The sequence below is a fragment of the Clostridium ganghwense genome (assembly GCF_026735165.1).
Lineage (GTDB): Bacteria > Bacillota > Clostridia > Clostridiales > Clostridiaceae > Clostridium_H > Clostridium_H ganghwense.
Genome location: NZ_JAPQES010000004.1, coordinates 122,602 through 134,281 on the forward strand (window position 1 = coordinate 122,602; position 11,680 = coordinate 134,281).

The following is an 11,680-nucleotide window of genomic DNA, read 5'->3' on the forward strand; positions in this document are numbered from 1 at the left end:
TGTTCTAAAGTATTATATAGAATCGAGTTGAACCTTTAATAAACTTGGTCCTTTTACATAGACTTATAAGTTAAAAAATTAACTTATAAACCTATAATAAATTTAATTTTACTGTAAAGTAAAAAAACAATCAAATAAAAAATTTTTATGTGGAGGTAATAAAAATGACAGGAGCAAAATTATTAAAAATGAACGCTGATTTTCTTGAGTTTCTTTATAAAAAATTCTGGATGAAGCTGGGTGCTTCAGAAGAACATGCAAAAGCTTTCGCAAGAGGAATATCAATGGGTGACAGACAAGGAAAACTTTATCAAGGTATGGGGGTAATGGAAGCTGCATTAATTCCTGTTGAAGGTGGAATTGGTGATTTAACAACTGAACCTGAATTAATATCTGAGGGTCCTACATGGTCAGTTTACAACGGAAACAGATCTACTGGATATTACACAATTACAAAAATGACTGAAAAAGCAATAGAAAAAGCAAAAGAATATGGTATGGCAATATCATTTGGATATAACCATGTTGATGCTGGCTCTTTCTTTACTTATACATCACTTGCACTTGAACATGACATGGTTGCAATGTCTTCAAACAACTCACTTCCTCTTAGTGCACCATTCGGAGGAATGGATTTTGTAATGTCCGTGCCACCATTTGATGCGGTTTGTCCTGCTGGAGAACAATTACCTTTAGTAACTAGTACGAAGCTTTGTGAAGGATATGATGCAGATATTACAGAAGCACTATTAAAAGATGGAAAGCTTAAAGCAAAACTTTTAGTAGACCCTGAAACAGGAGAACTCACAGATGATGTAAGACCTTATTCTAAACTAATTGAAGGATATGGCAGAGTTAGTGACTGTAGTGCCCCATGGATATTCTCAAATCCTAGACTTTACTCACTAAATATATGGAATGAATTCATGACAGCAATTATTAATCCTAAGGGAATTGTATCTTCTGATCTTCCATCACAACCTTCTGATTACTTTAAACCTGATTCCCCTACACCTGTTGGTGGTTCATACATTATGGTAATCGATCCTAGTAAATTTGGTCCTATTTCAAACGTAAAAGAAAAAGCAGACAGATATATAAGCGCTATAAAAGGATGTAAGAAAAGACCTGGTGTAAAAGAAATCTACACTCCTGATGAATGGGGATTAGAGAAGGTATACAGACAAGAGAGTCCAATGGTTGATGTAATGGAAGATCACCTAAATGCATTCAAAGGATTCCTTGAAAAATATGAACTTAACTATGATGTATTAAAAGAAGAATGGGAAAAGGAAAATAATTAATAATTTAATTTCAGGACCTGTCAAATTGGCAGGTCTTCAATAAATATAATTTTCAAGGAGGATATTATGAAGGATATACAAAAGATAGAAGCTAAAGGATTGAAAATAGCTGTTATTATACTTTTATTTATGGGTGTTTTAGGAATTATAGTTTCTCAAATTTCAAATTCTGGTGCAATACTAATTGACGGTATATTTAGCCTTATATCAGCAGTTACTACATTAATAGCAATTAAAGTATCATCACTTCTAACAAAAGAAAATGAAAAATATCCTTTTGGATATGCAGGTTATGAGCCTCTTTATGTACTTCTCAGATCTTTCTTACTTATTATTACAGTATTAATGGCTTTATTAGATAGTGTATTAAAGATAGTAACATACTTTACAACTGGCAATATTGCACAAGTTAATGCAAAAATATTTATGATATATGTTATCTTTATAGCATTAATGTATGTTGTCTTAAATATGCATTATGGTAAGTATTGTACGCTTACTGACGGCAAATCTGAACTTCTTTCAGCAGAGAAATTTAACGCTAAGGCAAACTCAATGCTTATGTTAGGTGTAGGAGGATCTTTTATATTTATTGGACTTTTAAAGTTTACTCCATTAAAATTTTTAGTACCAATAAGTGATTCAATAATCGTATTTTTTATAGCACTTATGGTTACTATTGATACATCTAAATTATTTGCAAAAACTATTTCAATTTTAGGTGGACAAGGTGTTGAAAAAGAAGAAAAGGAAGAGCTTCTAAATTTCCTCAAAGAAAAGCTTTCAAATGAAATAAATATTATAAACCTTAAGGTTCAAAAAGTAGGAAAAACTGCCTATGTCGTTGTAGATATAGATTTCACAAATAAAAATATTGAAAAAACTAAAATAAAAAACATATGTAAAATAATAAAAGACAGTGTGAAAGAAAAATATGAGGTGAATCATACTTTTATTAATTTTGCATAGCAATTTTAAAAATAGCACTTGATTTTTAAGTGCTATTTTTTTATTTACCTCACATATAAAAGTATAAAAAATTGTGAATACTATTGAATGTATTGTACTGATATTAAAATACTAACTCTGAGGTGAATAAGATGAATTTGTTTATACCAGATGTTGCTTATATAAATCCTGCAAGCTTAAAATATACTGCTGGAAAAACAGCGAAAGAATATTTAGAAAAACTAAATGTTCCTATAATTAATTCTAGAAAAGTATCAATAGAAGGTGAGTCACCTAGCGAAAATTATGCTAAAGCTAAAAAAACAGTTTTCATTACTACAAACTCACAAAAAAAATTGAGAAGCTGCAAACCATCTGCTGATTATCAATTTGCTCTATCAAGTTCATGTCCTGGTCACTGTGAGTATTGCTATTTACAAACCACTCAGGGTGAAAAACCTTTTATGAAAGTATTTGTAAATATTGAAGATATACTTAATGTTATTCAAGAACATATAGATAATAATTCACCTAACATTACTACTTTTGAATGTGGAAGCATCACTGACCCAGTAGCTCTTGAACATTTAACAGGGAATCTAAAAAAATGTATAGAATTCTTTGGAAATGCCCAAAATGGTAGGCTTAGAGTTATTACTAAATTTAATAATGTAGATTCTTTTTTAAATATAAATCACAATAAACATACAAAATTTAGATTTAGTGTTAATACAAAATATGTAATAAGTAAATTTGAACATAATACCTCTAGCTTTGAAGAAAGAATAGAAGCTGCAAGAAAAATTGCCAGTGCAGGATACCCTATAGGATTTATTATTGCACCTATTATGATTTATGATAATTGGAAAAGTGAATATAAACAATTAATAGATACATTAAAATCTCAGCTAGAAGATTATAATGATGAAATTACTTTTGAACTTATACAGCATAGATTTACAGATACTGCTAAAGAATTAATCCTTAAAAGATTTCCTAATACACAACTTGATATGAATGAAGAAACTAGACAATTAAAATGGGGGCCATATGGTAAATTTAAACATGTTTATCCAAAAGAAAAAAGTACAGAAATCAAAGAGTATATTTCACAACTTATAAATCAAAACTTTAAAAACGCTTTAATAGAATATTTTACATAAGTATAATAGACATTCTACACCGAAACTCCTTGCAAAATAATTGCAAGGAGTTTTAAATCTAAGTAAAAATTTATTCTATTTTCACCCCATAAATTTTTCCCCATCTTGTTGCTACAACAAGTATGTTATTATAAACTGCTGGTGAACTTTCAATATTAGTTCCTAAATTAATAGAGTTTAACACCTTTCCTGTTTTTCCTTCAATCAAAGATAAATCCCCAGTAGAATCCCCTTGAATCAAATATCCTTTTCCATTTCTATCATATATATCTACTGGTGATGACCAAGCATAATTAGGCATTTCATATTTCCAAATCTCTTCCCCTGTTTTTTTGTCTAGTGCCACCATAAGTCCTGAATTAAATTGTTTATATCGAGCAATTGTGAAAATAACCTGCTTTTTAATATCTCCTTTACCAATTACATTCGTTGCAAGAGCACCTCCATTTACAGGTTTATCACCTAATAACGACATTGCATGATATTGTTTTTCAAATATTTCTTTACCTGTAATACCATTTATCTTTTTAAGATATGTTATTCCTTTTGCACCTTGTTTATCAACTTCATTTGCAGTGTATATATAAGGGATATTATCATCTTCCTCTATTGTTATCGTTGAATCTGTATCATCTTTTCCATCAAAAGTCCAAACTGGTCTCATAGTTTGCAAATTAACACATTGTATTCCTCCTCCATTATCAGCAAAATATGCAAGATTTTTATATACAGCTACAGAATTTTCAATGCCTTGATGACTGTCCCCCTTTATCTTATAGCGATACTTCAAAACTTCTGGTTTTATACTTATCTTTTTATTTTCTTTATCAAATTTAGTATTTAATTTTATATTGTATAAAAGTCCATTTTCTCCTCCTAGTATCATTGTATCATCTTCTCTATTGATTAAAGGTGAACCATCAAAAGCACCCCAACTTCTAAAAGCTTGAGAATCTTTTCCCTTAATAAAATACAACTCTTTTCCGTCTATTAAACTAAAAATTCTATATCCTATTTCCCCTTTTTCTGGTATACCTTGCCCAACATAAAGTAATGGATATCCTCTTGGATCTAAAGCCACACTGCCTTTAATAGGATTATGTATACTTATAGGATTTCTTGTTTTCTTTCCTGTTTCTAAATCAATAAAGTATATATTTCCATCTAAAGATGCATAAACTACTTCTACAAATTCTTTTTTATTTTTAAACTCTTGTTTTAAATTCATAATCTTTTTTGTATCTTCCGTCCATTTTATAATAGAAGCTTGTCCTGTCCAACCAGCCCCTCCTCCCCATGTACCTGATGAAGTTTGAAAAGACCATATAACTTTTAAATTTTTTTTGTCAATTTGTGCTGTACCAAAAGCTGCTGTATTTCTTAAATTATTGCCTCTAAAAGTTAAAATCCCATCTATATCAGAATACTTTCTAGGAAATATTTTAAAATTATTAGATTTAACTTCTTTTATCTTTTTATTATCTAAGAATAAACAATAATCAATGTTTTGGAGTTTAGAACTTCTAACATATATAGGATTGTTATCTATTTTTTTCACATTAGTCTTATCTATATTTGCAGCACAACTAACCTCTTTTTTCTTAATCACTTTACCATTTGGTATTTTACTCACTTTTTTCATATTATTTGATGTACATCCTGCAACCAGTAACATGTTTATTAATACCAAAGCTGTAATATTAAAAACATTTTTCTTCATTAAGCGCCCCTCTCTTCCCGTATCAATATTACATTTATTCAAATATTTTACATCTTATAATATTACCATATTTTTACATGTATTGGAATAGCAATTTAAATTTCAGTCTCTATTTCAAATAATATTAATATTTTGTATTATTTTATTTTAAATTTGAGTAATTAAAGAACTTTATTGTATAATATACCAATAATAAAAAAGACCAAAAATAGAAAAAGAGATACTAATAAACTATAAGGAGATGTAACAATATGTATTTAGTAAGTGCCTGTTTAGCTGGAGTAAATTGTAGATATAATGGTGGAAATAGTAAACATAAGACTATATGTGAATTAGTAAAAGAAGGAAAGGCTATTCCTATTTGCCCTGAACAATTATCTGGATTACCAACACCAAGGGCTTGTTGTGAAATTATTATAGATGAAAGTGGCAATAAAAAAATAATGAGCGAAGGTGGACAAGACTTTACTAAAGAATTCATTGAAGGTGCAGAAAAAACTTTAGAAATTGCTAGAATTATTGGTGTTGAAGAAGCAATATTACAGTCTAGAAGTCCCTCATGTGGTTATGGTTGTATATATGATGGAACATTTTCAGGCAATTTTAAGGAAGGTTATGGTTTTACTGCAGAATTACTAGCTAAAAATGGAATTGAAGTATATACAGAAAATGATTTAGACAAGTTAGAATTATAAGAATGTTGCTTTGCAACATTCTTATTTATTAAATTAATTCATACATAAAAACACCCAAAATTCCAGCAAATATAACTATAATTACATTCAAACGAAAAAATGCACAAACTAAAGCTGCTAAACAGCCTGCTATGGCAGATTTAATACTTCCTGTTGAATATAAAACTTGAGGAAAAATAAGCGCTCCTAATGCTGCAAAGGGAATAAATTTAAGAAAAGCTTTTAAAAAAGGAGATAGTTTTTTATTATTTAATAAAATCATTGGTGCTGCCCTCGGAATATATGTTACTAGTGCCATTAAAACTACAATGCCTATAGCGCTTGTCATTTTACTCTACCTCCTTTGGATATAATACTGCACCTATAGCTGCTGCAACTACTGTTGATATGATTATGCTCCATCCCATAGATATAAAAGAAAATAGTGGAATCCATTTCAATAAACAGTTAATAAATATAGCAATAAACGTAACAACAAAAACTGGTTTTGACTCCTTAATTGCTGGAAGCAAAAGTCCAATAAACATAGCATAAAGTGCAATATTCATACTTGTCTTTAAAGAACTAGGAATAGCATCTCCTAAGAATATACCAATCCAAGTACCAAAATTCCAAGAAATAAATGCTATAAAATTCAGTCCTAACATAAACCAAGGACTGATTCTTTCTTCTGAGCACAGTGATGCAACTGCAAAAGTCTCATCAGTAATTCCAAAAGCTAGTACACTTAATAGTTTCTTTGTAGTTTTGTCATAAATCTTCTGTGTTAAAGACGATGACATAAGAAAATGTCTAAAATTTAATATGAATGTAGTCATTACTATTTCTAGTCCAGTAGCTCCATGCGCCATCAAATTCACCCCAATAAATTGACTTGCACCAGCAAAAATAAGCAGTGACATAAGTATGCTAACCATATTAGGAATTCCTGATGATTTAGCTACTAACCCAAAGGTAATTGCTATAGGTATGTAACCAATAGCAATAGAAATACCTGATTTAACTCCTTTAATTAATTCAGCCCCTCTATCATTTATGTTAGTTTTTGAATCATTTTTATCAACTTCTACAATATTCTTTTCTACCATATGCCTGCCCCCTTTTAAATATATAAATCCTATACTTCATCTGGAATGTATCCTTTGAATTGAGCATTATACAGCTTAGCATATATTCCATCTTTATTTATAAGCTCTTCATGAGACCCCTTCTCCTCGATTCCCTTATTTGTTAATACAATTATTTCATCTGCATTTTTTATAGTTGAAAGTCTATGAGCTACCACTATAGTAGTTCTACCCTTTGATAGCTTTTCCAAGGACTTTTGGATTATAAGCTCTGTTGCATTATCTAATGCAGATGTTGCTTCATCTAGAATCAATATAGGTGGATTTTTAAGAAAAACTCTTGCTATTGAAACTCTCTGTTTTTGTCCACCAGATAATTTAATTCCTCTCTCACCTACATAAGTCTCATACCCCTCTGGTAAATTCATTATAAAATCATGTATATTAGCATTTTTAGCTGCCTCAATTATCTCATCATCGCTAGCTTCTGAATTACCATAAAGAATATTTTCTTTTATAGTTCCTCCAAATAAAAATACGTCCTGCTGAACTATTCCTATATTTTTTCTTAGGGACTTAAGAGTTATATCCTTTATATTTTTTCCATCAACCAAAAGTTCCCCTTCTGTAGCCTCATAAAATCTTGGAATCAAGTGACATAGGGTAGTTTTTCCACCTCCAGAAGGTCCTACAAAGGCTAAAGTCTTACCTTCCTTTACTTCTAAGTTTAAATTAGATAAAATTGACTTCTTATTATCATAATTGAAGCTAACATTATTAAATTGAATATTTCCTTTTACATTCTTTAATTCACCAGCATCTTCTTTATCTTTTATTTCAGGTTGTACATTCATAATCTCAACAAATCTCTCAAACCCTGCCATACCCAACTGATATTGTTCGATAAAAGAAGTTAGTCTTCTAATAGGCTGCATAAATAAACTTATATATAAAAAATAAGCCACTAAATCTCCTATATTTATTAGTCTTTTATAAGCAAATATTCCACCTGCAAAAATAACAACTATACGTAACAAATCTATTAAAAATTTAATTCCTGAAAAAAATTCTGCCATAGATTTATATGCAAATTCTCTTGATTCTCTAAACTTAACATTTCCGTCATCAAACTTTTTCATTTCATATTCTTCATTAGTAAAAGATTTCGCAACTCTTATACCAGATATGCTATTTTCAAGCTGAGCATTTACATTGGCTACTTTTTTTCTTACATTCTTAAAAGCTTTAGACATTTTAACTCTTTTTTTAATTGCAAACCAAAACATAATAGGTATAAAAGCAAAAACAATAAGAGTAAGTTTCAAGTTAATCGTACAAAGAACTGCAAATGATCCTAAAATCATAACAATAGATATAAATACATCCTCTGGTCCATGATGTGCTAATTCAGAAACTTCCATTAAATCATTAACTATTCTAGACATGATATGCCCTGTCTTATTATCATCAAAATAACTAAATGGTAGTTCTTGAAGATGTGAAAACAACTCTTTTCTCATATCATACTGCATTCTAACCCCTACAACATGTCCCCAATAATCAACTATATAGTTACATATTAGTTTACCTATATATAGTAAAACTAATAATATAGATAATTTATAAAGCATTTCTAGCTGATATTTTGGTATAACTTCATTAATTAATTTTCTTGAAATCATGGGATAAAATAAATCTATTCCCGCTGCTAAAAAAGCACATACAATATCTAATATAAATAATTTCATATGCGGCTTATAATAGCTTATAAATTTCTTTAACACTAATTTTGCCCCCATTTCCCTATTTTTCTTATACTAAAGCTATTTTAATATAAATATCCTATATATGCAAAATTTATTATTAAATAATATTTTTGGCTATATTCTTAACACTATCAACACTTAACTTAAGCAATCCAGTCTCTTCTTCAAAAATCCTATCTAATGCATATATTAAATAATCAATTTGTCTTTTATCTATAATTAGAGGTGGTTCTATTCTTAAAACTGCTGGATTATTTATAGTATATCCTGCTATAATTCTATATTCATTCATAAGCTTTGAAATTATATTTGACATAACTACTTCTTTAACTTTCACAGGTATAATTCCATTCATATTGCTAATTTCTACCCCAATCATTAATCCCATTCCTCTTACATCTTTGATAATTTTATGTTTTTTTTGTAAAGATTTAAGCTGTTGCAATGTATAGTTACCTAGCTCCTCTGCTCTCTCATCTAATTTATTTTCTCTTATTAGACTTAAAGTCTTAATTGCTGCTGCACATGCAAGAGTATTTCCTCCAAAAGTTGAACTTAGAAGTTTTGCATTTTTTAACTTTCTATAAGTATCCTTCCACAAAATTTCTTCCACAGCCATACACCCAATAGGAATAATTCCTCCACTTAAAGATTTTGCTAAACACATAATATCTGGAATTACACCAAACTTTTCATAACAAAACATAGATCCGCATCTTCCAAGACCAGTTTGCACTTCATCAAAAATTAAAACTATATCTTGCTTATCACATATTTCTCTAAGCTCCATTAAAAAACTTTTATCTGGAACTACAATTCCTCCTTCTCCTTGAACTGGCTCCACAATTACAGCTGAAATTCTGTAAGTATTTAATTCTTCCTTAAATTTTTCAACATTACCATAAGGCACTTCAATAAAGTTATAAAGTAAAGGCTTGTAATAGCTTTTCATTTTATTTCCAAGTGCAGAAAGAGCTCCCATAGTTTTTCCATGATATGCCTTGCTAAAATATACTATATTACCTCCATCCTTATAAAAGAGCGAAAGCTTTAATGCCTCTTCAACTGCTTCTGTTCCACTGTTTGTGAAAAAACAATAACTTAATTCCCCTTTTGTTAGATAACTTATATTATTTGCCAATACTGAGGAGTATGTATTTTTTGAAGTTTGAAGCATATTAGGTCTACAGTTAGTCTTCTGTATAGCTTGCATAACATCAAAATTATTGTGACCCAAATTTAGTGCACCAAATCCTCCTAAAAAATCTATGTACTCATTTCCATCTTTATCATAGACATGAATACCACTAGCTCTAACAAACTCCTTATCTATTCCTATATATTTAAATAATTTATACAATCCTGGACTATAATGTTTTTTGTACATTTTATCTATAGTTTTTTTGTCTAAGTTATCAATATCTTCTATATTTATAAAATTCATATTTTCACTCCTCCATTAGTACACTATTATATAATGCAATATTCCTATTTAGTATTTGATGACTGTGAAAAATCATTCATAATTAACATAATGTCAATTATTAGCTTTATGTTGATTTATTTCGATATACATATGATTAAGTACAAGCTCGAAAAAAGATTTGTTCTTATTAGTGATAATAGTTATTTGTTTAGTAATTTGTTATAAGGAGGATGAATATGGAATATAAAAAAGTAAACAGATGGAGATGTCAAATTTGCTTTGAAGAATTTCAAAGAGAGTTGCCTCCTATTTTTTGTCCATTTTGCGGAGCTAATAAAGAATACTTTTTTAAAATAAGTGAAAAAAGTTCTAAGAATAAAGAACTTATAGATAGAGAAGAAAATTTTTTAATTATAGGTAGTGGTGCTGCTGGATACTCTGCAGCTAAAACTATAAGAGAAAAAAATAAAAATGCTAAAATAAAAGTAATATCTTCTGAAAATTATATCCCATATAATCGCCCTCAACTACCTGTTTATTTATCTAAAGAAACACTAAATGCTGATATGTTTATATATCCCCCAAATTGGTATAAAGATAATAATATCACCTTAACTCTTGGTAAAACTGTAGAAAAAATAAAAATACATGATAAAAAAATAATTTTAGAAGATGGGGAAGAATTATCTTATGATAAATTAATTCTGGCAAATGGAAGTAAAAGTCATATTCTTTCTATTAAAGGATCAAATAAACAAGGAGTATTTACATTAAGAGATATCGTAGATGTAAATAATATAAAAGCTTATATGAAAAAATCTAGTGATACAGTAGTAATAGGTGGAGGATTACTTGGTCTTGAAGCTGCATGGCAATTAAAACAAAATGGGTTAAATGTAACTATAGTTGAATTGGCACCTACACTCCTTAATCATCAATTAGATCAAGATGGAGCACAAATTTTAAAAAAATATGTAAACGCTGCTGGAATAAATGTATTATTTCGAGAATCTATAAAAAAAGTTTTTGGCAAAAATAAAGTAGTGCTAGTTAAATTAGAAAGTGAAAAAATATTTAAAACTGATTTAGTATTATTCTCTGTTGGAATAGATCCTAGTAAAGAACTCGTTGAAAATACTGATATAAATTCAAATCAGGGTATTATTGTAAATGAAAAAATGGAAACAAGTGTAGAAAATGTTTATGCTTGTGGTGATGTTGCTGAAGTTAATGGAAAAGTTTATGGTAACTGGTCTGCTGCTGTTGAAATGGGCAAAATAGCTGGTTTAAATGCTGTAGGTGTAGATGGTATTTTTCAAAATTTCGTACCTTCAACTATATTTGAAGGTATGGGAATCAAACTATTCTCCTGTGGTGACATAAACCCCGATTACCAAAATTTCATAATAAAAGATAGTACTGAAAGCTTTATTATAAAGTTATTCTTCAAAGATGATATTTTAGTTGGAGGATACCTTATTAACGATATTTCCTTATCAAAAACTATTGAAACTGCAATCAAAAAAGGTATAACCTCTGCTGAAGTTAAAAACTCTATATTAAACGGAATTTTGTAAGTAATTAAAATTAA

General features: G+C 29.1%; 10 protein-coding genes. 5 read left to right on the forward strand and 5 right to left on the reverse strand.

Features of this window, described 5'->3' with window-relative positions; genetic code table 11:
* Window positions 1-164: 164 nt before the first annotated feature.
* The 3 genes from OXH55_RS11855 (at window position 165) to splB (ending at window position 3,415) form a co-directional block, all read left to right on the forward strand.
* The gene (locus OXH55_RS11855; RefSeq protein ID WP_268050191.1) at window positions 165-1,304 is read left to right on the forward strand and encodes an Ldh family oxidoreductase; all 1,140 of its coding nucleotides are present in this window, start codon (window positions 165-167) and stop codon (window positions 1,302-1,304) included.
* A gap of 66 nt (window positions 1,305-1,370) precedes the next feature.
* Complete coding sequence (locus OXH55_RS11860; protein WP_268050192.1) at window positions 1,371-2,273, forward strand: cation efflux transmembrane domain-containing protein; 903 nt, start codon at window positions 1,371-1,373, stop codon at window positions 2,271-2,273.
* Window positions 2,274-2,404: 131 nt separating this feature from the next.
* The gene (gene splB, locus OXH55_RS11865) at window positions 2,405-3,415 is read left to right on the forward strand and encodes a spore photoproduct lyase (RefSeq protein ID WP_268050193.1); all 1,011 of its coding nucleotides are present in this window, start codon (window positions 2,405-2,407) and stop codon (window positions 3,413-3,415) included.
* Window positions 3,416-3,485: 70 nt separating this feature from the next.
* Here splB and OXH55_RS11870 read toward each other — a convergent pair whose 3' ends face one another.
* Window positions 3,486-5,135, reverse strand: a complete 1,650-nt coding sequence (locus OXH55_RS11870; RefSeq protein ID WP_268050194.1) for an outer membrane protein assembly factor BamB family protein — start codon at window positions 5,133-5,135, stop codon at window positions 3,486-3,488.
* A 251-nt stretch (window positions 5,136-5,386) separates the two neighbouring features.
* Here OXH55_RS11870 and OXH55_RS11875 point away from each other — a divergent pair, with 251 nt between their 5' ends.
* Window positions 5,387-5,830 carry a 2-thiouracil desulfurase family protein gene (locus OXH55_RS11875; protein WP_268050195.1) on the forward strand — a complete coding sequence of 148 codons (444 nt, stop codon included), beginning with the start codon at window positions 5,387-5,389 and terminating at the stop codon, window positions 5,828-5,830.
* 28 nt (window positions 5,831-5,858) lie between these two features.
* On the opposite strand, the gene OXH55_RS11880 is transcribed toward OXH55_RS11875, so the two are convergent.
* The 4 genes from OXH55_RS11880 to OXH55_RS11895 all read right to left on the reverse strand — a co-directional run bounded on the left by OXH55_RS11880 (window position 5,859) and on the right by OXH55_RS11895 (window position 10,107).
* A complete protein-coding gene (locus OXH55_RS11880) occupies window positions 5,859-6,158 on the reverse strand; it encodes an AzlD domain-containing protein (RefSeq protein ID WP_268050196.1) in 300 nt (99 codons plus the stop codon).
* A 1-nt stretch (window position 6,159) separates the two neighbouring features.
* Window positions 6,160-6,918 (reverse strand): AzlC family ABC transporter permease, encoded by a 759-nt coding sequence (locus tag OXH55_RS11885; RefSeq protein ID WP_268050197.1) that lies wholly within the window; start codon window positions 6,916-6,918, stop codon window positions 6,160-6,162.
* A 29-nt stretch (window positions 6,919-6,947) separates the two neighbouring features.
* A complete protein-coding gene (locus tag OXH55_RS11890; RefSeq protein ID WP_268050198.1) occupies window positions 6,948-8,681 on the reverse strand; it encodes an ABC transporter ATP-binding protein in 1,734 nt (577 codons plus the stop codon).
* Between the two features lie 79 nt (window positions 8,682-8,760).
* Complete coding sequence (locus tag OXH55_RS11895) at window positions 8,761-10,107, reverse strand: aspartate aminotransferase family protein (RefSeq protein ID WP_268050199.1); 1,347 nt, start codon at window positions 10,105-10,107, stop codon at window positions 8,761-8,763.
* Between the two features lie 218 nt (window positions 10,108-10,325).
* Between OXH55_RS11895 and OXH55_RS11900 the strand changes: the two genes are divergently transcribed.
* Window positions 10,326-11,666, forward strand: coding sequence for an FAD-dependent oxidoreductase (locus tag OXH55_RS11900; protein ID WP_268050200.1), 1,341 nt, complete (start codon window positions 10,326-10,328; stop codon window positions 11,664-11,666).
* The last annotated feature ends 14 nt before the right edge of the window (window positions 11,667-11,680 follow it).